This window comes from Burkholderia sp. NRF60-BP8 (assembly GCF_001522585.2).
GTDB lineage: Bacteria > Pseudomonadota > Gammaproteobacteria > Burkholderiales > Burkholderiaceae > Burkholderia.
In genome coordinates, this window is record NZ_CP013374.1 from 73,697 (window position 1) to 92,896 (window position 19,200).

The following is a 19,200-nucleotide window of genomic DNA, read 5'->3' on the forward strand; positions in this document are numbered from 1 at the left end:
GCAACCGCGCTCAGGCGGCCGCGCCGTCCTGCGGCGCCACGGCCACCGATGCCTCGCTCGTCAGCATCAGGAACGTGAACGTTTCGCGCAGGTACAGGCGGACGCCCTTGTCGGTGTGGCTCGTGTAGCCGATCGACACGTCTTCCCCGAGGTGCAGCTCGTAATCGCCGCCGCGCGTGGACAGCACGCAGCCGCCGCTGATCGCCGGCGCCCAGATGATCTCGCCGCTGACGATGCGTTTGATATGGCCAAGGACCGGATAGCCCTGGTCGCGCGCTTCGCTGAGCGCGGTGTACGCGTCCGACCCGAGCACGACCGAGTACGGGCCGTCGACGCCGGCGAGGCGCAGCGCCTCCAGCGCGTCGCTGATCGCATCCGGGTACGCGCTCACGTCCGCCGGCAGCGTGAGCCGGCGGTTCGACGTGCCTTCGCGGATGCCGACGATGCCGGCCGCGCGGTAGCCGTCGAAAATCGCGTTGTCTTCGGCGAACGCGAGCCGCTGCGCGGCTTCCTTCGCCGGCTGCCAGTCGGCGTCGCGCGCGCCGCGCTCGACGCTGTCGATCGCGTCGCGACTCAACTCGAACGGCACCGTCAGCTCGACGATCGTGCGCACTTCGCGCAGCCGCGCGTTCACGTGCTCGCGCGGCGCGGCGACGTCGAGCAGGTGCCCGGTGCCGACGGCCGACAGCTCGGGGCCTGCGGGGCCGTCGACGTCGACGACGCGGCGGCCGGCCACCGAGCGTTTGAAGGTGCGCGCCACTTCCTCCTCGATTTGTTCCCAGGCGGCGGACGAGATCGGGGCGAGTTCGCGGTGCAGGTTATTCATAGGTCGGGATTCCTTTCAGCGAGCCGATGTTCAGCGAGCCGTCGCGCTGCGGCGCGGACGGCGCGGATTCCGGTTGGGCGGCGCCGGCGGCCGGCGCCGCGCGATCGGCGAGCGCTTCGAGCAGGTCGGCCGACGGCACGAAGAACAGCGAGCCGGTGACCGCGCGGCTGTAGTCGAGCAGGCGGTCGTAGTTGCCGGGCGGACGACCGACGAACATGTTCTCGAGCATCTGCTCGATCGGCGCCGGCGAGCGCGCATAGCCGATGAAATAGGTGCCGAATTCGCCGGCGCCCGGGCGCCCGAACGGCATGTTGTCGCGCAGGATCTTCACTTCCCGGCCGCCTTCGTCGAGCGTGGTCAGCGAGCTGTGCGAGCACGACGGCTTCACGTCCGGCGCGAGCTCGATGTCGGACAGCTTGGTGCGGCCGATGATGCGCTCCTGCGTCTCGACCGCGAGCGCGTTCCAGCCGGCCATGTCGTGCAGGTACTTCTGCACGAGCACGTAGCTGCCGCCCGCGAATTCGGCATCCTCGTCGCCGATCACCGTGAAGTCGACCGCTGCGCGGCCTTCCGGATTCTCGGTGCCGTCGACGAAGCCGATCATCGCGCGCTGGTCGAAATTGCGGAAGCCGTGCACTTCGTCGACGACCGTGACCGCGTCGCCGAGCGCGCCGAGCAGTTGCGTCGCGAGTTCGAAGCACAGGTCCATCGCTTCGGCGCGGATGTGCAGCAGGATATCGCCGGGCGTCGCGACCGCGACGCGCTGGCCGGCGCCGAATTCGCGGAACGGATGCAGCGACGCCGGACGCGGCTCGCCGAACAGCGCATCCCATGCATCGGAGCCGAAGCCGCATACGCACGTGAGGTTGCCGCCCGGTACGCGCTTGCCGACCGAGCGCACGAGCGCGGCGATGTCGCCGCACCACGAACGGATCGTGTCGGCGTGATCGGCGCCGGGATTGATCGTCGCCACGAGAAAGATCGCGCTGCGCGTGATCGTGCTGTGAACGGCCTGGGAGATCGGGGGAGGGGGCGTCTGCATCGCGGCCTGCCGGTCAGTCGGGTCGGGACGGACGGGCCGCGGCAGCCGCGGCGCGCGAAGGCGAACGGTTGAACTGTGTCATGCGACGGTTCTCTGTGCTCTGTGTGACATGCGGATGAAGGACGTTGCGCGGGCATCGCGCAACGGGCCGCAGCGGCGGCGGCCGCCCCCCGGCGCGAAGGGAAGGCGGACGGTGGCGCCGCGCGTTCGCCCGGCGCGTGAACTGCCGCACCGCGTAACGTCGTCGAGCATGCAATCTAGCAGCTTCGGCGGGTCTTTGGAACACGTATCGACGATCTGTCATTCGAATGGATCAAACCGGGCCGGGTTTTGTGCGGCGGCGGCGCAGCTGTACTCCTGACGCCCGCGGCGCTGTGCTCTTGAGCGTGCGTGTCGCGTGCAGTAGATTAGGTTCCGCTCCGCCCGACGACGGCCATCATGATGAACCTTTTGGAAGCGATGCGTATTTTCGGTGCAATCGTCGAGCACGGCGGGCTGCGCGGCGCGGCGTCCGATCTGAAGCTCGACGTCGCGCAGGTCGATGCGCGGCTCGATGGCCTCGAACGCTATCTCGGCTGCCGGTTGCTGCTGGACCGCGCGGGCGACGACGTCGTGTGCACCGATGCCGGCGTCGCGTTTTACGCGTGTTGCCGGCGGACGCTGTCGGCGGTCGCGCAGGCGACCGGCGCGAGCGCAGCCGATGCGTGCGCAACGGTTTCCGGTTTGCCCGTCGCGGGCTTTCCGTTACCCGACACCACCCGCCGCGGCGACGCGGCATCGATCGCACCCTCTACGACACTGCACCGGTCAACGCGTTGAATACGTCCACTGCATCCGCCGATACGACCGCCGAGCGCATTCGCCGCCGCTTCGGTCATTTCCTGCACGCGGCCGAGCTGGCCGGGCTGGTCGTGATCGGGCTGGCGACCGCGTTCGCGATGACGCAGGAAGCGTGGAAGGTCGTGCTCGCGGGCGAAGTGTCGCTGACCGACCTGCTGCTGATGTTCCTGTATCTGGAAGTGCTCGCGATGGACCTGCGCTATCTGCGGCTCGGCCGGCTGCCGGTGCGGTTTCCGCTGTTCATCGCGATGACGTCGCTCGCGCGCGACCTGATCCTGCGCGGCGCGACCGACAGTCCCGAGCGGATGCTGATGACGACCTTCGGAATCGTGCTGCTCGCGGTGGGCGTGCTGATCCTGAGTTTCGGGCAGCACCGCTTTCCGGCGGACGTCGACGATGTCGAGGACGACTTGCATGCCCGCAAGTAACGCGCGGGCGGCATGCGGAGCGAACCCCGGCGCGCCGCGCGAGGTGCGGCGGCCCTACCTTCATCCCACCACACGAGGTGTCGCATGACCAGGCAATTGATCGTCGCCGTGTTCGGGGGCGTCGACACGGCTCGGCAGGCCGCGAACGATTTCGACGCGCTGTCGGAGAAGAACGAAGGATTCCACATCGAGAACGGCGTCGTCGTCGAGAAGGACGCGAACGGCAAGCTCGCGGTGCTCGACGCCGAATCGCGGCCGTTCAAGGGCGGCGTGATCGGCGCGATCGCGGGCGGGTTGCTCGGCCTGCTCGCCGGGCCGCTCGGCGTGGCGACCGGCATGGCGGCCGGCGCGGGCGCCGGCATGCTCGCGCACGCGGCCGGCAATGCGCTGCTCGACGGTGCGTTCGTCGAGACGGTCGCGGCGCGGCTCGTGCCCGGCAGCGTCGCGGTCATTCTCGAAGCGAAGGAGGACACGCCGTTCTCGGTCGACAACGTCGTGACGGGATTCGGCGGCAAGGTCTTTCGCCAGGCGCTCGATTGAGCGCGTTCCTTTCGAACCGATTCGGGGGCATGGCATGCGTATCGATCAATCGTACCGGCGCTTCGACATCGCGGCGACGCTGTCGCCGCTGCCCGGCAACCGCGCGATCGCGGTCGTCGACGTGACGACCGACGATCCGGACCGCATCGCCGATCTCGGCACCGGCCAGTTCCTGCAGATCCGCAAGTGGATCGAGTCGAACGACGTCGCGCTGCTGACGGCGGTGTTCGACGAGTGCAAGGTCGCGATCGACCACTACGCGGACAACGTCGACGACGCGTGAGCGCGAGCGAGCCCGCGCGTGGCCGGGCCTCGCATTACCGCCGGCGCCTTCGGCACCCGCGGTACTTCATGACATGACGTGCGCGGCGAACGGCCGCGGCGCGGCCGCGCCGTCGCGTTCGCATCTGTTCACCACACCGGCCGGATTTGCGGTTTCCTCGCCAAACTGTCACTTACATTCGCCGAAATGACGCAGTAGGATGCCGAACCTTGTCTTGATGAGATTCGCATTGCTATCCGCCTTCAATTTCGGTAACGGACGAGGTCCGCACCGGGACACCCGCGCCCGGCGACGGTTATCCGGCTTCATGCGTCGGCGTGGCCGTACCGCTCGTGCGGGGCAGGCCGGTTCATCGCTGGCGGGGCGAGGCGGATGAAGCTCTACGAGAAATTTGCAAACGACGTAGAGCGACTCATTCGGCAAGGGGTATATCGACACGGCGATCGTGTGCCGTCGGTGCGGCAGGCGAGCCAGCAGCACCGGATCAGCATCACGACCGTGCTGCATGCGTATCTGCTGCTGGAGAGCCGCGGGCTGCTCGAAAGCCGGCCGCAGTCGGGCTATTTCGTGAACCTGCGGCGCGACGACAGCCATGCGCCGGTTCGCGAACTACGGCCGTCGAAGCCGATCGCGATCTCGTCGTCGGTCGACGTGAGTCGGCTCGTTCTATCGACGCTGCGCTCGATCGGCACGGACGACGCGGTGCCGCTCGGCTCGCCGTATCCGGACCCGAGCCCGTTTCCGTTCGAGAAGCTGAATCGCTACGCGTACGCGGCCGGCCGCGACAAATCGCTGTGGGGCGTGACCGACGGATTGCCGCCGGGCCACCCGCGGCTGATCCGGCAGATCGCGCGCCGCTACCTGGAAAACGGGATGTCGGTGGATCCGAACGAGATCATCGTGACGGTCGGCGCGACGGAGGCGATCAACCTGTGCCTGCAGGCGGTCGCGAAGCCGGGCGACACGATCGCGGTGGAGTCGCCGACGTTCTACGCGATGCTGCACGCGATCGAGCGGATGGGGATGAAGGCGATCGAGGTCGCCACGCATCCGGAATACGGAATCGACATCGCGGCGCTGGCCGCGATCGCGAAGTCGCAGCCGATCGCCGCGTGCATGGTGATGCCGAACTTCCAGAACCCGCTGGGCTTCCAGATGCCGGACGAGCGCAAGCGCGAACTGGTTGAGTTCGCAACCAAAGCCGGGATGCCGATCATCGAGAACGGCGTGTACAACGAACTGTATTTCGGCGACACGCATCCGAGTTCGCTGAAGTCGTACGACCGTAGCGGGATCGTGCTGCATTGCTCGTCGTTCTCGAAGAGCCTGACGGCCGCGTACCGGATCGGCTGGGCGCTGCCGGGGCGCTATCGCGAACAGGTCGAAAAACTCAAATTCCTGAATACGCTCGCGACGCCGTCGTTGCCGCAGCTCGCGATCGCGGAGTTTCTCGAGCGCGACGGCTACGAGCATCACCTGCGGCGCTTGCGCAAGGCGTATGCGCAGCAAGCGAACCTGATGCGTGCGATGGTGTCGCGGTTCTTTCCGGAGGGCACGCGCATGTCGAGCCCGGCGGGCGGCTACGTGCTGTGGGTCGAACTGCCCGCGCAGGTCGATGCGATGCGGTTGTATCAGCTCGCGCTGGAGCAGGGGATCACGATCGGGCCGGGCTACATGTTCTCGATCGCGGACAGCTACCGGAATTTCATCCGGCTGAACTACAGCAGCCCCTGGTCGCCGGAGATCGAGCACGCGGTCGTCGTCGTCGGCAAGCTCGCCGCAGCCTGCGTCGGCTGAACGTACCGCCGCGTGGTGCGCCGTCATCGCGGCCGGTACGGCTGCGCGCCGGTGCTCGGAGAGCGGGCGCGCGTCGGCACGCGGCTTGCGATGGCTCACACGGCGGCGGCCGCTCGCGGAGCGGCCGCCGTGTTGCGCCGCAACGTCGATCGCGTGCTATGCCGATCATGGATCGCGTCCAGGCTACAGTCGGTGTTTGCGTGCGCTGCGGGGTGTCTGTGCCTGTTCTTTCCAGGACGGATGTCGATAATGGAATCGTTACCTGACTTTCCGGGAGTCACGTCATGACTGGAAGCGATGCTGCGTCCTCACCCGATCTCACGCAAGGGATCGCCCTCGACGATCTCGCCGACGGCGCGATGATCGAGGGCCATGTCGGCGACGCGGCGGTGCTGCTCGTGCGCCGCGCCGACGAACTGTTCGCGGTGGGCGCGCAATGCCCGCACTACGGCGGCCCGCTGGCCCAGGGCCTGCTGGTCGGCGACACGATTCGCTGCCCGTGGCATCACGCGGCGTTCTGCCTGCGCACCGGCGAGATGGAGCGCGCGCCGGCGCTCGACGGGCTGCCGTGCTGGCGCGTCGAGCGGCGCGACGGCCGCGCCGTCGTACTCGATGCGCGGCCGGCCGCCGTACCGGCTGCGCCGAAGGCAGCCGGGCTGCCCGCGTCGGTCGTGATCGTCGGTGGCGGCGCCGCTGCGATCGCGGCCGCGGTGACGCTGCGGCAGGAAGGCTATCCGCATTCGATCACGCTGCTGAGCGCCGACGCCGATCCGCCGTACGACCGGCCGAACCTGTCGAAGGATTACCTCGCGGGCACCGCGCAGGCCGACTGGCTGCCGCTGCGTGCGCCGTCGTTCTATGCGGAGCAGCGGATCGACGTGCGCTGCAACACGCGGGTCGTGCGCATCGATCCCGCGCAGCGGGCGGTCGAGCTGGCCGACGGCGGCCGTGTCGACTACGGTGCGCTGCTGCTCGCCACCGGCGCCGAGCCGAACCGATTGAACGTGCCCGGCGCCGATCTGCCGCACGTTTGCCTGCTGCGCTCGCGCGCCGATTGCGATGCGCTGATCGGCAAGCTGGAAACGGCGCGCCGTTGCGTGGTGGTCGGCGCGAGCTTCATCGGGCTCGAAGCGGCCGCCGCGCTGCGCACGCGCGGGCTCGACGTGCACGTCGTCGCGCCGGATGCGCATCCGATGGGCCGCGTGCTCGGCGATGCGCTCGGCGACACGATCAAGGCGCTGCACGAGGCGCACGGCGTCGTGTTTCATCTCGGCGCGACGCCCGCGCGGATCGGGCCGGACAGCGTGACGCTGTCGAACGGCGACGTGCTGCCGGCCGACGTCGTCGTGGTCGGCATCGGCGTGCATCCGAACGTCGGGCTCGCGCAGGACGCGGGGCTCGCCGTCGAACGCGGCGTGACGGTCGACCGCTTCCTTCGGACGAGCGCGCCCGACATCTACGCGGCCGGCGACATCGCGCGCTGGCCCGATCCGTTGACGGGCGAGCGGATTCGCGTCGAGCACTGGGTCGTCGCCGAGCGGCAGGGCGGCATCGCCGCGCGCAACATGCTCGGCCAGCAGCGGCCGTTCGACGCGGCGCCGTTTTTCTGGAGTCAGCAGTACGACCTGACGATCCGCTATGTCGGCCATGCGGAGCAATGGGATCGCGTGGAGATCGACGGCGACCTCGGCGCGCACGATTGCTCGATCGGTTACTGGCGCGGCAACACGCGGCTCGCGGTCGTGACGATCGGCCGCGATCTCGACAACCTGAAGGCCGAAGCGGCCCTCGAGCGGCAGATGGCCGCCGCGTGACGGCGGCATGACGGCACCGGCCGAACCGTCGATGGAGGCGCGACGAACCCCGACGTCCGTGCATGTTTCGAAACCGGGTTCGCGCCGCGCATCGCGACGCGCGGATGTTCCGGGCGTCGTTACCGGTCGCGTGTCCTGATCATCACGCGCCCCTGGTCGATGCCGCCGCGCAGTGCTTCGTCGCACGTGAGCCATTCGGGCGTGACGAGTTCGGGCGCGGGCAGATCGACCGGCGCGCCGTCGCGGAAGATCCGCACCTGCGCGACCCACGCGCCGTTCGCGTTGAGCGTCGCGTCGACGCGAATTTCGTGATCCATGAAAGTGTCGGTGGCTTGCATCGGTCGGGGCCCTCCGTCGTGCGCGAACGCGGTGCGTCGATCGTATCAGCCACGCGCGACGTGTTGTCCTGTTCCGATATCGACGCGCCGCGCGCCGCTGGGCGGCGACGCGACCGACAAGACACCGTCGCTCGGCGCCGAACCGACGCTCGTCGAAGCAATCTCGAACGCGCGTGACGACGGCAGCGGCAGCGGCCCGTCGACGGGCCGACGCGCCGGCACGCCCCCTCCTCGAAAACGAAGCGCTTCCTGTCCGTGCATCGCGGCGCGCCGCACGCGCGCTGCACAGGAGCATCCCTTGCTCGACCGGCTCGACGGTCACATTCACCGTTTCCGCTTTCGACAAGGAGGGCCAGACATGAAAGCAGTCGTATTTCACGGCATCGGCGACATTCGCATCGACACGGTGCCCGATCCGGAAGTCTCCGAGGCGACCGACGCGGTCGTGCGCCTGACCGCCAGCGCGATCTGCGGCACCGATCTGCACATGGTGCGCGGCACGCTCGGCGGCATGAAGCCGGGCACGATTCTCGGCCACGAAGGCGTCGGCATCGTCGAGGCGGTCGGGCGCGACGTGCGCAACCTGCGGCGCGGCGATCGCGTGCTGATTCCGTCGACGATCGCGTGCGGCAGTTGCGCCTACTGTCGCGCGGGCTACACCGCGCAATGCGACGCCGCGAACCCGGGCGGGCCGCGGGCAGGCACCGCGTTCTTCGGCGGGCCGGCCGATACGGGCCCGTTCGACGGGCTGCAGGCCGAATACGCGCGCACGCCGCTTGCGCACGCGAGCCTGATCCGGCTGCCCGACGCGATCGACGACGATCGCGCGATCCTGATGTCGGACATTTTCCCGACCGGCTATTTCGGCGCGCAGCTCGCGGAAGTGAAACCGGGCGACACGGTCGCCGTGTTCGGCGCGGGGCCGGTCGGCCAGTTCGCGATCGCGAGCGCGAAGCTGATGGGCGCCGGGCGCGTGATCGCGATCGACCGCATTGCGTCGCGGCTCGAGATGGCGTGCGCGCAGGGCGCCGAGATCGTCGATTTTTCCGAGGACGATCCGGTCGATACGGTGCTGCGGCTGACGGGCGGGATCGGCGTCGACCGCGTGATCGACGCGGTGGGCGTCGACGCGATGCGCGCGACGCACGGGCCGGCGGCGGCCGATCGCGAGGCTGCGCGCGCGTTCGATGCGGAAGTCGACGCGATCGCGCCGCACCGCAAGCCGGACGGCCGCAACTGGGTGCCGGGCGACGGGCCGTCGCAGGTGCTGCAATGGGCGGTGCGCGCGGCCGCGAAGGCCGGCACGGTCGCGGTGATCGGCGTGTATCCGCCGACGGCTCGCGTGTTTCCGATCGGCGAGGCGATGAACCGCAACCTGACGATCAAGATGGGCAACTGCAATCACCGGACGGTGACGCCGCCGCTCGTCGAGCTCGTGCGCAGCGGTGCGTTCGACCCGCTGTCGGTGCTCACGCGCTGCGAGCCGCTGACGAACGCGATCGACGCGTATCGCGCGTTCGACGTGCGCGAACCGGGCTGGATGAAGGTGAAGCTGGCGCCGTGACGACACGAACCTCAACCGGGAGCACTGCAATGACGGATCGATACGACAACTGCATGGCCGCGTGCGACGCCTGCGCGCACGCGTGCGACACCTGTGCGGCCGCGTGCCTCGCGGAGCGCGACGTGCACGCGCTGGCCGGCTGCATCGCGCTCGACATCGAATGCGCGCAGCTGTGCCGCTTCGCGTCGGGCGCGATGGCGCGCCGCAGCGCGTTTGCCCCGCGCATCTGCGGGCTGTGCGCGCACGCGTGCGACCTGTGTGCGGCCGAGTGTTCGCGGCATGCGCACGAACATTGCCGCCGCTGCGCGCTCGCATGCGAGGCCTGCGCGGCGATGTGCCGCGCGATGGCCTGAGCACGGGCGCTTACGGCGTGCCCTGAACGTCGCGCGCGACGCGCTGAAGCAACGCATCGAGCACGGCCATCTCGACGGGCTTCACGAGATGGTCGTCGAAGCCCGCGCGTTCGGTGCGCGCGAGATCCGACGCGCGTGCATGGCCGGACAGCGCGACACAGATCGTGTCGCGCAGCGCATCGATCGCGCGCAGTTCCTCCAGCAACGCGAAGCCGTCGACGTCCGGCATCGTCAGGTCGAGCAGCATCAACTGCGGCGCATAGTCGCGTGCGAGGGCCAGCGCGTCGGCCGCGTTGTACGCGACGCGCGGTGCATGGCCTTTCAGTTGCAGCAGCACCGCGAGCGTGTCGGCCGAGTCGCGGTTGTCGTCGACGATGACGACGCGCAGCGGCACGGCGGCCGGCTGAGCGGGCGCGGCGGGCGTGCGCGGTTCGGCGCGCTCGTTGCGTTCGTTGCGCGCCGTTTGCACGATCGGCAGCCAGACCGTAAACGTCGCGCCGTGGCCGGGCCCGTCGCTTGCCGCGACGATTCGCCCGCCGTGCAGCTCGACGAACGACCGGCAGATCGCGAGACCGAGCCCGAACCCGCCGGACGGAGAGCGGCCCGACGCACCTTCCTGCTGGAACAGGTCGAAGATCGTTTCGAGCGCGCCGGGTGCGATGCCCACGCCGTGATCGACGACGTCGATCGCCACCGACGATCCGTCGATACGCGCGCCGACGTCGATCCGGCCGCCGTGCGGCGAGAATTTCGATGCGTTGTCGAGCAGGTTGTGCAGCACCTGGACGAGCCGTGCGTCGTCGCCGTGCAGCACCACGGAATCGTCGGGCAGGTCGACACGGATCCACTGCCCGCGCGCGGCCAGTTTCGGCTGGATGCTCTCGACGCCGCGGCACACGATGTCGCGCACGGTGACGGGGCGATCGTCGAGTTCGACCTTGCCGGCCGTGATGCGCCCGACGTCGAGCAGATCGTCGACGAGCCGCGTCAGTTGCCCGACCTGACGGTGCACGGCGTCGCGGCATCGCGCGAGCTCGGGTGCAGGATCGGGCAGGGTCTGCAGTACGCCGACCGAATTGCGCAGCGGCGCGAGATGATTGCGCAGCTCGTGCGCGAGCATCGCGATGAACACGCTGAGCCGGTGCGTCGATGCTTCGAGTTCCTCGAGCCGCTTGCGCTCGGTCATGTCGCGCGTGATCTTGATGAAGCCGCACAGCTGGTGCGTCGCGTCGCGCACCGGCGTGATCGTCACGCTCGCCCAGAACTGCGTGCCGTCCTTGCGCACGCGCCACCCTTCGTCCGCGAAGTGGCCGTGCGCGGCGGCCAGCGCGAGCCCGTGCGCCGGCCGGCCGGCCGCGATCGCGTCGGACGGATAGAACTGCGAGAAGTGCCGGCCGACGATCTCGGCGGCGCGGTAACCCTTGATGCGCTGCGCGCCGGCGTTCCAGGTCGCGACGTTGCCCTGCGGGTCGAGCATGAACACCGCGTAATCGGTGATCGCCTCCACCACGGTCTGGAACCGGAATTCGGCGAAGCGGTGCAACAGGTCCCGCGCGTCGTGCGAGCCAGGCGGCAGAGGCGGGTGAAGATCGGCGTCGTCGTTCGTCATCGGCGGGCGGCAGGTCCAAAATGCGGGCGGCCGAATACCGTCCGCCCGCCGCCGGACACGCCGGGGGCGGCTACGCGAACCGGATTGGCACGTCCGAAAGAATAAAGGAACTCGATTCGGCTGATCAATGGGTGCGCATCGGCCGTGCCGTCCACCGCACCGCGAGCCGGATTCGCGCCGGCGCGCCCGACGACGGCCGGCGCGGCATGCCGATTGCACGACGGTTCGGTCCCCCTGCCGTGCCGCGGCCGTCCGGCCGGCTCCACGGCAGGCAAGCCAGGCAAGGAGATCGACATGAACAGCACGCTGAATCCCGACAACGAACCGGCCGGCCCGGACGACGACAACGCCAGCCGCGGTCGCGACGGCCGTGCGCTCGGCCCGAGCGACTCGTCCGACAGCGGCAGCGACACGGCGGGCGCGCGGCGCCATCCGTTCGACGTCGACTCGCCGCTCGACGATCACGCGCTCGAACGCGGCGACGCCTCGCTCGACAGCGATACCGACCGCGCGGGCACCGGCGAGCGCGCGTCGGCGGACGGCGACTCGACGCTCGAGGAGGGTGCCGACATCGAGCCGGACCGCACCGAGCGGCTGAGCGAGCCCGGTCGCACGGACGAACCGGGCGACGGGGGCGGCCCCGGCGGCGCGCCGTGACGCGCGGCGCGCAAAAACTGCAATCGCGTTGCAGATTGGGGCGCGGACGGCTTCCCGGCGCTGCGGCGCACAACCGTCGCGGCCCGGCAACGGCCCCGGCACGCGATTTGCATTGACCCGACCGATGCGCGCCGCGACGCGGCATGGGGCCATGCGCGGCGCGGGCGCGATCAAGGAGAGACACGATGCAACGACGATATCCCGGACGGCATGGCGCGCGTGGCGGCCCGCCCGACTGGCAGGAGCGCAACGAACGCGCGTACCGGGGCGCCGGCGAGCGCGGCATCCCGGACGACCCGGCGCGATGGCCGGAAGAAGACGATGAATCGGCCTACCGCCGCTTCGCGAGCGAGGACGTGGGCCCGGAAGACTGGGGCAGCGAATGGACCGAGCGCGCCGCGCGCCCGGCCGAGCAGCGGCGCGGCGGCGCCGGCCCGGACTGGCCGGGCGGCGCGCGCCAGCCGGCGCGGGACCCCGAGCGCGGCTACGGCGGGACGGGTCGTCGCGCGGAGGGCCGCGAAGGCCGGTACGGCGACGAACGCCGGGAATTCCGCGGTCAGCACCGGATGGGCTGGTACGGCGGCGAGCGCGACGTTGGCGACCCTCGCGGCGACCCGCGCTACGGCGGCCGCGCCCCGGACCTGTCGCGGTTCGGCAGCGAAGCCGAACGCGATGCGCTGCGCCATCGCCGCGGGCCGAAAGGCTATACGCGCTCGGACGAGCGGATTCGCGAGGACGTGTGCGAGCGGCTCGCGCACGCGCTCGAGATCGACGTGAGCGATGTGACCGTGCAGGTGAAGGAGGGGCGCGTCGAGCTGGACGGCACGGTGCCGGCACGCTGGATGAGGCACGACATCGAGGATCTGGCCGACGGCTGCATGGGCGTGCGCGACGTCGAGAATCGCGTGCGCGTGCGTCGCGACGGCGAACACGATACGGGCATGGTGCTGCATCCGGATCAGCGGACCGTCACGCCGACCCAGCCTGCCGCGCGCGACCCCGAGCCCGGCACCGTCGTGCCCGGCCGCGAGCGTGAATCGCGCCACTGACGGCCGTGGGTGAAACGGCTCGACCCCGACCGCGGGCAACGCGTGCATGACGACCGGAATCGACGACACGCCGACCAGGCACCATGATGCCCCCGCACCCCGCGCGCGCGGCGACGCGCGTGGCTTGCGGCTGCGGATCGCGGGCGAACTGTGGCGCGCGATCTGGCGTTACCGCGCGCGCGTGCTCGCGGCGATCGGGCTGCTGGTGCTCGCGAAAGCGGCGGCCGTGTCGGTGCCGCTGCTGCTCAAGGACATCGTCGACGGTTTCGGCCGCGTGGCCGGCCAGCCGCTGGCGTGGCCGGTGCTGCTGCTGTTCGCGTACGCGGTCGTGCGCTTCGCGTCGAACGCGCTGAACGAAGTGCGCGACATGACCTTCGTGCAGGTCACGCAGCATACGGTCGCGTCGTTTACCGTGCGCACGTTCGGTCACCTGCACCGGCTGGGCGCGCGCTTTCATGCGCAGCGCGAGACGGGCGCCGTCGTGCGCGACCTCGAGAAAGGCACGGCCGGCATCGGCTACCTGCTCGGCGTCGCCGTGTTCACGATCGTGCCGACGGCCATCGAGATCGGCTCGGTGCTCGTGATCGTGATCGGCAAGTACGGCGGCGGCTTCACCGCGATCATTCTCGTCACGTTCGCCGTCTACGCGGCCTATACGGTCGTGTTCACGCGCCGCCGCATGCGTTACCAGCGGCGGGTGAACGCACTCGAGGCCGAGTCGAATTCGCGGGTGGTCGACAGCCTGCTGAACGTCGATACGGTCAAGTACTTCGCACGCGAGGACGTCGAGCGCGACCGGCTCGATCGCGTGCTCGACGCGTGGCGCGAAGCCGGCGTCGACAACCAGTACGCGCTGTCGACGCTGCATATCGGGCAGAGCGCGTGCATCGGCGCGGGGATCGCGGCCGTGATGCTGCTCGCCGGGCAGCAGGTCGCGCGCGGCGCGATGACGATCGGCGATCTCGTGCTGATCAACGCATACATCATCCAGATCAGCCTGCCGCTGAACGCGCTCGGCTTCGTGTTTCGCGAGGCGAACGATGCGATGACGAACGTCGAGCGGCTGTTCGGGCTGCTCGATGCGCGCGGCAAGCCCGGCGAGGATGGCGATGCGCCCGGTGCGCAGCCGCTCGTCGTGCGCGGCGGCGCGATCGAGTTCGAGCATGTCGACTTCGGCTACGAGCCGAGCCGGCAGATCCTGTTCGACGTGTCGTTCCGCATCGAGGCCGGGCAGACGATCGCCGTGGTCGGCGGCAGCGGCTCGGGCAAGTCGACGCTCGCGCGGCTGCTGTTCCGGCTGTATCAGCCCGACGCGGGAACGATCCGGATCGACGGTCAGGACTTGCGGCTCGTCACCGAGCGCAGCCTGCGCGACGCGCTCGGCATCGTCCCGCAGGACACCATCCTGTTCAACGACACGCTCGCGTACAACATCGCATACGGCAAGCGCGATGCGACTCGCGGCGAAGTGGTCGCGGCCGCGCGCGGCGCGCAGCTCGACGCGTTCATCGAGCGGCTGCCCGACGCGTACGACACGCGCGTCGGCGAGCGCGGCGTGCGGCTGTCGGGCGGCGAGCGGCAACGTGTCGCGATCGCGCGCGCGTTGCTGAAGGCGCCGCCGATCGTCGTGTTCGACGAGGCGACGTCGGCGCTCGACACGCGCTCGGAGCGCGCGATCCAGCAGGAGTTGATGCGCGTCGCGCAGCATCGCACGAGCCTCATCATCGCGCACCGGCTGTCGACGATCGTCGATGCCGATCGCATCCTCGTGATGGAGCATGGCCGGCTCGTCGAGCACGGCACGCACGACGAGCTGCTCGAAAGCGGCGGCGTGTATGCGCAGATGTGGTCGCTGCAGGCGAAGCAGCGCGAACTGGAACGCACGGAGGCGAAGTTCGCGCGCCAGCCGGTGCGGATCAACCCGCTCGTGTCGCAGGTGCTCGATGCGCTGGCGGAGGCGGCCGCGCAGCGCGGCGTGCCGGTGTTCCGCCACGTGTCCGACGAGGATCTCGTCGTCAAGGCCGATCCGGCCGCGCTGCGGCGCTTCGTGTGGGAACTGTGCCGCGGCGCGATCGACGCGAGCAGCGGCGGGCAACTCGAGGTGCGCACGGCGCGCCACGATCCGGAAGCGCGGATCACGATCGCGTGCGCGGGCGTCGATGCCACCGAACTGTCGCTGATCGATCTCGAACGATTGCAGGACACGATCGAGGAGGCCGGCGGCTACGTCGTGCGCGAGCGCGACGATGTCGGCGTGACGCTGCACCTGTCGCTGCCGCTGTGCGCGGTGGCGCCGGCGTCGATGCAGCCGGGCGGCGCCGTGCCGAACGCGGACGCCGGCGCGGCGGCGACGGCCAGGCCGCTCGACGGCCTGCGCATCGCGTGCGTGGACGACCACGACGAGGCGCGCGACGCGCTCACCGCACTGCTGCAGGTGGCCGGCGCCGACGTGCACGCGTATGCGTCGGGCCAGGCGTTGCTGGACGACCTGTGGCGCGCGCGCCGGGCCGACTGGCCGGCGCTGCTCGTCTGCGACATCGACCTCGGCGACGACGAGGAGGACGGCTATACGGTGATGTCGCGCGTGCGTCAGCTCGATGCCACGCGCGATCGCGACGGCCGCGCGCCGCTCGAGGCGCTGGCATTGTCCGGCCATGCGCGCGATCGCGATCGCACGCGCGCGGTCGAAGCCGGTTTCCATGCGTACCTGACCAAGCCCGCGGTAGCGGCCGACCTGATCGCGGCGTTGCGTGCGCTCGCGTTTTCCTCCGGAGAAATCCATGCCGAACCTTCTGAATCCGACGACACCCGAAGCCCTGAACGCGCGTCGCGGCGGTAGTGCGTTCGCCGACCGCCAGGCCGCGGTGGCGGCCGTCGAGCTGCTGCTGCCGAGCCTGGCCGCCGCGCTGCAGAGCGACTTCGTCGGCGACAGCGGCTGCCTGCACATCGTGATCATGGACCCGGCGCTCGGGCCGCACGACGCGGCGTTCGAGGACGCGATCCTGTATGAATTTTCGCTGCCCGACCCGAAGGACTGGGACGCCGACTATCGCGCGTATGCGCGGGCCAAGGCGCGGCTGTCATGGGAAACGGGCCGCGACGGCCACGTCGTGCAGGCGCTCGAGCCGTACCGGCTGCGCGCCGGCGACACGAACCTGTGGGGCGGCGTCGCGCTCGGCGGCATCGTGGTCGGCGTGTCGGGCGCGCAGCCGTGGTTCGACGAGGCGTTCGCGGGCTGCATCGCGCACTGCCTGCGCGCGCTCGCGAAGCACCGTGCGCAGGCGACGCCCGACGGGCTGGCGATCTGAGGGGGGCCGCCCAGGCGCGGCCGCCCGGGACCCGTTTTTACAGCCGGTTATAAAAAAGCCAGCGCGCGCGCGGCACGGCCCGATGCGGCGCGGGCGCGCGCAGGCCGGCACGGTTTTCGCTGTACCTCATCCACGGACGGTTGTCGCGACAAGCGTCGCCGTCAGCCGGATTGCTTTCCGACATCGACAGGAGGTGCAGGTGAACGCGACTCACGATCCAGCCAGACCGCCGCTCGCCGGCCGGACCGCCCTCGTGACCGGGGGCGGCCGCGGTCTCGGCGAAGCCATTTGCGAAGAGCTTGCGCGCCATGGCGCGCACGTGGTGGTCGCCGATCTCGACGGCGATCGCGCGGCGGCCGTCGCGCAGCGGCTCGAACGGCACGGCGGGCAGGCGGTGGGCCGGCCGCTCGACGTGCGCGACGAAGCGTCGGTGCTGCAGGTCGTGCACGATGCGCGCGAGTCGCTCGGCGACCTCGACGTGATCGTCAACAACGCGGCGATCGACGTGACCGCGCCGATCGACGACGTGAGCGTCGACGCGTGGCAGCAGGTGCTGATGACCAACCTGTTCGGCCCGTACCTGATGTGTCACGCGGCCGTGCCGATGATGAAGGCGCGCGGCGACGGGCATATCGTCAACATCGCGTCGACCGCGTCGAAGCGGGCGTGGCCGAACGCGTCCGCGTATCACGCGACGAAGTGGGGGTTGCTCGGCCTGTCGCACGCGCTGCATGCCGAACTGCGGCCGAGCGGGGTGCGCGTGTCGGCGATCGTCGCGGGCGGGATGCGCACGCCGTTCCTGCTCGACCGTTTTCCGGACATCGACGAGGACACGCTGCAGCCGCCGGAGCACGTCGCGGCCGCCGTGCGTTTCGTGCTGACCCAGCCGCCGGGCACGGTCGTGCCGGAACTGATGGTGCTGCCGATGAAGGAGACGTCATGGCCTTGAAGCGCGAACGGCGGCTGCCCGGCGCGGTGCTGTTCGACAAGGACGGCACGCTGCTCGACGACGTGCCGTACAACGTCGATCCCGCCCGGATGCGCCTCGCGCCGGGCGCGGCACGCGCGCTGCGTACGCTCGGCGCGACCGGCATGCCGCTGGCGGTCGTGTCGAACCAGTCGGGCGTCGCGCTCGGCCGCTTTACCGAAAACGAGCTTGGCGCGGTCCGCCAGCGTCTCGCCGAACTGTTCGAAGCGAACGGTGCGACGCTGGCGGATTTTTTTTACTGCCCGCATCACCCGCGGGGCAGCGTGCCGCGCTACACCTGTGACTGCATCTGCCGCAAGCCGCGCCCCGGCATGCTGCGGCGCGCGCTGGCGGCGCTCGGCGCCGTGCCCGAATGGAGCTGGATGATCGGCGACATCCTCGACGACGTCGAGGCCGGCCGCGCCGCGCGCTGCGGCACGATCCTGGTCGACTGCGGTCACGAGACCGAGTGGCGCGTCAACGCCGCGCGCACGCCGCTCCACGTCGTCGACCGCATCGACCTGGCCGCCGACATCGTCGTGCGCGAAGCCGTGCGCCGGCACGGCTCGGGAGTGCGGCGATGAACATGGCCTGGAGCCGCGCCCGCCGCATCCTGTGCGTGCGGCTCGACAGCATGGGCGACGTGCTGATGACGACGCCCGCGCTGCGCGCGCTGAAGGAAAGCGGCGCCGACCGCCGGCTGACGCTGCTGACGTCGCGCACGGGCGCCGCGCTCGCCACGCATCTGCCGATGGTCGACGACGTGTGGCGCTACGACGCGCCGTGGGTCAAGCATCCCGACGTGCGCGGCGACCCGGTGGCCGATCTCGACATGATCGACCGGCTGCTGGCGGCCCGCTTCGACGCGGCCGTGATCTTCACCGTCTACAGCCAGAATCCGTTGCCCGCCGCGATGATGTGCTGGCTCGCCGGCATTCCGCTGCGGCTCGCGCATTGTCGCGAGAACCCGTACGAACTGCTGACCGACCGCGTGCCGGAAACCGAGCCGGAATCGCACGTGCGCCACGAGGTCGCGCGTCAGCTCGCGCTGGTGCGCACCGTCGGCGCGACGACGTCGGACTGGCGGATGGCGTTCGACCCGGGTGACGTGGCGCGGCGCGCGCTGCACGCGCGTTTGCAGGCCGCGTTGCAACGCATCGGCGGCGCACGCGGGCCGGATGCGCGGCGCGCGCGCTGGCTGGTCGTCCATCCGGGCGCGAGCGCGGCGTCGCGGCGCTGGCCGGCCGAGCGTTTCGGCGAAGCCGCCGCCGCGGTCGCGCCGCTGTTCGACGGCATCGCGGTGACGGGCAGCGCGGGCGAACGCGAGCTGATCGACGCGGTGTGCGAACGCGCCGGGCCGCGCGCCGTGCCGCTCGCCGGCGTGCTGCCGCTCGGCGAACTCGGCGCGCTGATCGAGACGGCCGATCTGCTGCTGTCGAACAACAGCGGCCCCGTGCATCTCGCGGCCGCGCTCGGCACGCCGGTGGTCGACCTGTACGCGCTGACCAATCCGCAGCACACGCCGTGGCGTGTGCCGCATCGTGTGCTGAACGTCGACGTGCCGTGCCGCAACTGCTACCGCAGCGTCTGCAATCAGCCCGGCCATCCGTGCCTGCGCGGCGTGAGCGTCGACGACGTGGTCGCCGCCGTGCACGCGTTGCTGCACGGCCGCGCGCGCCATGCGCAACGCGCGGCCGCGCGGGCTGCCGCGCACGGCGGCGAGCCGGTCGCGGCGCACGCATCGAACGTGCTGCCGTTCGCGCACGTCATCACGAGGAACTGACG

At 70.3% G+C, this 19,200-nt stretch carries 20 protein-coding genes; 15 read left to right on the plus strand and 5 right to left on the minus strand.

Translation table 11 applies throughout. The features are described from left to right. Positions 1-10 precede the first annotated feature (10 nt). Complete coding sequence (locus WS54_RS29955; protein WP_034209290.1) at positions 11-826, minus strand: family 1 encapsulin nanocompartment shell protein; 816 nt, start codon at positions 824-826, stop codon at positions 11-13. Continuing rightward, positions 819-1,868: a Dyp-type peroxidase gene (locus tag WS54_RS29960; RefSeq protein WP_059785173.1), complete on the minus strand. Its 1,050-nt coding sequence runs from the start codon at positions 1,866-1,868 to the stop codon at positions 819-821. Before WS54_RS29960 ends, WS54_RS29955 begins: the two co-directional genes overlap by 8 nt. Before the next feature lie 441 nt (positions 1,869-2,309). Here WS54_RS29960 and WS54_RS29965 point away from each other — a divergent pair, with 441 nt between their 5' ends. The 6 genes from WS54_RS29965 to WS54_RS29990 all read left to right on the plus strand — a co-directional run bounded on the left by WS54_RS29965 (position 2,310) and on the right by WS54_RS29990 (position 7,570). After that, positions 2,310-2,687 carry a LysR family transcriptional regulator gene (locus tag WS54_RS29965; RefSeq protein WP_059785169.1) on the plus strand — a complete coding sequence of 126 codons (378 nt, stop codon included), beginning with the start codon at positions 2,310-2,312 and terminating at the stop codon, positions 2,685-2,687. Further along, a complete protein-coding gene (locus WS54_RS29970; RefSeq protein ID WP_059785167.1) occupies positions 2,684-3,136 on the plus strand; it encodes a phosphate-starvation-inducible protein PsiE in 453 nt (150 codons plus the stop codon). The genes WS54_RS29965 and WS54_RS29970 overlap by 4 nt, the downstream gene beginning before the upstream one ends. Before the next feature lie 84 nt (positions 3,137-3,220). After that, the gene (locus tag WS54_RS29975; protein WP_034209287.1) at positions 3,221-3,676 is read left to right on the plus strand and encodes a DUF1269 domain-containing protein; all 456 of its coding nucleotides are present in this window, start codon (positions 3,221-3,223) and stop codon (positions 3,674-3,676) included. Positions 3,677-3,710: 34 nt separating this feature from the next. Beyond that, positions 3,711-3,959 (plus strand): hypothetical protein, encoded by a 249-nt coding sequence (locus WS54_RS29980; RefSeq protein ID WP_059502908.1) that lies wholly within the window; start codon positions 3,711-3,713, stop codon positions 3,957-3,959. Positions 3,960-4,331: 372 nt separating this feature from the next. Beyond that, complete coding sequence (locus tag WS54_RS29985; protein WP_059835441.1) at positions 4,332-5,756, plus strand: aminotransferase-like domain-containing protein; 1,425 nt, start codon at positions 4,332-4,334, stop codon at positions 5,754-5,756. A gap of 284 nt (positions 5,757-6,040) precedes the next feature. Next, positions 6,041-7,570 carry an FAD-dependent oxidoreductase gene (locus WS54_RS29990; RefSeq protein WP_059779994.1) on the plus strand — a complete coding sequence of 510 codons (1,530 nt, stop codon included), beginning with the start codon at positions 6,041-6,043 and terminating at the stop codon, positions 7,568-7,570. Between the two features lie 119 nt (positions 7,571-7,689). Here the strand turns inward: WS54_RS29990 and WS54_RS29995 are convergent, their stop codons facing one another. After that, positions 7,690-7,908: a DUF6566 family protein gene (locus WS54_RS29995; protein ID WP_059779993.1), complete on the minus strand. Its 219-nt coding sequence runs from the start codon at positions 7,906-7,908 to the stop codon at positions 7,690-7,692. Between the two features lie 358 nt (positions 7,909-8,266). Between WS54_RS29995 and WS54_RS30000 the strand changes: the two genes are divergently transcribed. Then, on the plus strand, positions 8,267-9,472 hold the full coding sequence (locus tag WS54_RS30000) for a zinc-dependent alcohol dehydrogenase (RefSeq protein WP_059779992.1): 1,206 nt from the start codon (positions 8,267-8,269) through the stop codon (positions 9,470-9,472). A 29-nt stretch (positions 9,473-9,501) separates the two neighbouring features. Further along, complete coding sequence (locus WS54_RS30005) at positions 9,502-9,825, plus strand: four-helix bundle copper-binding protein (protein ID WP_034209281.1); 324 nt, start codon at positions 9,502-9,504, stop codon at positions 9,823-9,825. A gap of 10 nt (positions 9,826-9,835) precedes the next feature. Here the strand turns inward: WS54_RS30005 and WS54_RS30010 are convergent, their stop codons facing one another. Next, complete coding sequence (locus WS54_RS30010) at positions 9,836-11,434, minus strand: PAS domain-containing hybrid sensor histidine kinase/response regulator (RefSeq protein WP_059779991.1); 1,599 nt, start codon at positions 11,432-11,434, stop codon at positions 9,836-9,838. A 294-nt stretch (positions 11,435-11,728) separates the two neighbouring features. Here WS54_RS30010 and WS54_RS30015 point away from each other — a divergent pair, with 294 nt between their 5' ends. The 4 genes from WS54_RS30015 (at position 11,729) to WS54_RS30030 (ending at position 16,448) form a co-directional block, all read left to right on the plus strand. Further along, positions 11,729-12,091 carry a hypothetical protein gene (locus WS54_RS30015; RefSeq protein ID WP_059779990.1) on the plus strand — a complete coding sequence of 121 codons (363 nt, stop codon included), beginning with the start codon at positions 11,729-11,731 and terminating at the stop codon, positions 12,089-12,091. A gap of 185 nt (positions 12,092-12,276) precedes the next feature. Further along, a complete protein-coding gene (locus WS54_RS30020) occupies positions 12,277-13,140 on the plus strand; it encodes a BON domain-containing protein (protein ID WP_059779989.1) in 864 nt (287 codons plus the stop codon). Positions 13,141-13,186: 46 nt separating this feature from the next. Then, the gene (locus tag WS54_RS30025) at positions 13,187-15,979 is read left to right on the plus strand and encodes an ABC transporter transmembrane domain-containing protein (RefSeq protein ID WP_059779988.1); all 2,793 of its coding nucleotides are present in this window, start codon (positions 13,187-13,189) and stop codon (positions 15,977-15,979) included. Further along, the gene (locus WS54_RS30030; RefSeq protein ID WP_034185503.1) at positions 15,921-16,448 is read left to right on the plus strand and encodes a hypothetical protein; all 528 of its coding nucleotides are present in this window, start codon (positions 15,921-15,923) and stop codon (positions 16,446-16,448) included. The genes WS54_RS30025 and WS54_RS30030 overlap by 59 nt, the downstream gene beginning before the upstream one ends. A gap of 37 nt (positions 16,449-16,485) precedes the next feature. Here the strand turns inward: WS54_RS30030 and WS54_RS33880 are convergent, their stop codons facing one another. Further along, entirely contained in the window at positions 16,486-16,758 is a 273-nt protein-coding gene (locus WS54_RS33880; protein ID WP_162499611.1) for a hypothetical protein, read from the minus strand. On the opposite strand from WS54_RS33880, the gene WS54_RS30035 reads away from it, so the two are divergent. From WS54_RS30035 to WS54_RS30045, 3 genes are read left to right on the plus strand one after another with little or no spacing between them, the layout of a single operon-like run. Continuing rightward, a complete protein-coding gene (locus WS54_RS30035) occupies positions 16,648-17,397 on the plus strand; it encodes an SDR family oxidoreductase (protein WP_034209495.1) in 750 nt (249 codons plus the stop codon). The two genes, WS54_RS33880 and WS54_RS30035, sit on opposite strands and share 111 nt — an antisense overlap. Next, complete coding sequence (locus tag WS54_RS30040; RefSeq protein ID WP_059779987.1) at positions 17,388-17,999, plus strand: D-glycero-alpha-D-manno-heptose-1,7-bisphosphate 7-phosphatase; 612 nt, start codon at positions 17,388-17,390, stop codon at positions 17,997-17,999. The genes WS54_RS30035 and WS54_RS30040 overlap by 10 nt, the downstream gene beginning before the upstream one ends. Then, positions 17,996-19,198 carry a glycosyltransferase family 9 protein gene (locus WS54_RS30045; RefSeq protein WP_059779986.1) on the plus strand — a complete coding sequence of 401 codons (1,203 nt, stop codon included), beginning with the start codon at positions 17,996-17,998 and terminating at the stop codon, positions 19,196-19,198. The genes WS54_RS30040 and WS54_RS30045 overlap by 4 nt, the downstream gene beginning before the upstream one ends. Positions 19,199-19,200: the final 2 nt, after the last annotated feature.

Excerpts from the sequence above, each read along its gene's own strand:
- WS54_RS29985 (WP_059835441.1), top strand. The coding sequence starts at position 4,332 with ATGAAGCTCTACGAGAAATTTGCAAACGACGTAGAGCGACTCATTCGG.
- WS54_RS29960 (WP_059785173.1), bottom strand. The coding sequence starts at position 1,868 with ATGCAGACGCCCCCTCCCCCGATCTCCCAGGCCGTTCACAGCACGATC.
- WS54_RS30025 (WP_059779988.1), top strand. The coding sequence starts at position 13,187 with ATGACGACCGGAATCGACGACACGCCGACCAGGCACCATGATGCCCCC.
- WS54_RS29955 (WP_034209290.1), bottom strand. The coding sequence starts at position 826 with ATGAATAACCTGCACCGCGAACTCGCCCCGATCTCGTCCGCCGCCTGG.
- WS54_RS29995 (WP_059779993.1), bottom strand. The coding sequence starts at position 7,908 with ATGCAAGCCACCGACACTTTCATGGATCACGAAATTCGCGTCGACGCG.
- WS54_RS30045 (WP_059779986.1), top strand. The coding sequence starts at position 17,996 with ATGAACATGGCCTGGAGCCGCGCCCGCCGCATCCTGTGCGTGCGGCTC.
- WS54_RS30015 (WP_059779990.1), top strand. The coding sequence starts at position 11,729 with ATGAACAGCACGCTGAATCCCGACAACGAACCGGCCGGCCCGGACGAC.
- WS54_RS29965 (WP_059785169.1), top strand. The coding sequence starts at position 2,310 with ATGAACCTTTTGGAAGCGATGCGTATTTTCGGTGCAATCGTCGAGCAC.
- WS54_RS30040 (WP_059779987.1), top strand. The coding sequence starts at position 17,388 with ATGGCCTTGAAGCGCGAACGGCGGCTGCCCGGCGCGGTGCTGTTCGAC.
- WS54_RS30000 (WP_059779992.1), top strand. The coding sequence starts at position 8,267 with ATGAAAGCAGTCGTATTTCACGGCATCGGCGACATTCGCATCGACACG.
- WS54_RS29975 (WP_034209287.1), top strand. The coding sequence starts at position 3,221 with ATGACCAGGCAATTGATCGTCGCCGTGTTCGGGGGCGTCGACACGGCT.
- WS54_RS30005 (WP_034209281.1), top strand. The coding sequence starts at position 9,502 with ATGACGGATCGATACGACAACTGCATGGCCGCGTGCGACGCCTGCGCG.
- WS54_RS30030 (WP_034185503.1), top strand. The coding sequence starts at position 15,921 with ATGCCGAACCTTCTGAATCCGACGACACCCGAAGCCCTGAACGCGCGT.
- WS54_RS30020 (WP_059779989.1), top strand. The coding sequence starts at position 12,277 with ATGCAACGACGATATCCCGGACGGCATGGCGCGCGTGGCGGCCCGCCC.
- WS54_RS30010 (WP_059779991.1), bottom strand. The coding sequence starts at position 11,434 with ATGACGAACGACGACGCCGATCTTCACCCGCCTCTGCCGCCTGGCTCG.
- WS54_RS29990 (WP_059779994.1), top strand. The coding sequence starts at position 6,041 with ATGACTGGAAGCGATGCTGCGTCCTCACCCGATCTCACGCAAGGGATC.
- WS54_RS29980 (WP_059502908.1), top strand. The coding sequence starts at position 3,711 with ATGCGTATCGATCAATCGTACCGGCGCTTCGACATCGCGGCGACGCTG.
- WS54_RS33880 (WP_162499611.1), bottom strand. The coding sequence starts at position 16,758 with ATGGCGCGCAAGCTCTTCGCAAATGGCTTCGCCGAGACCGCGGCCGCC.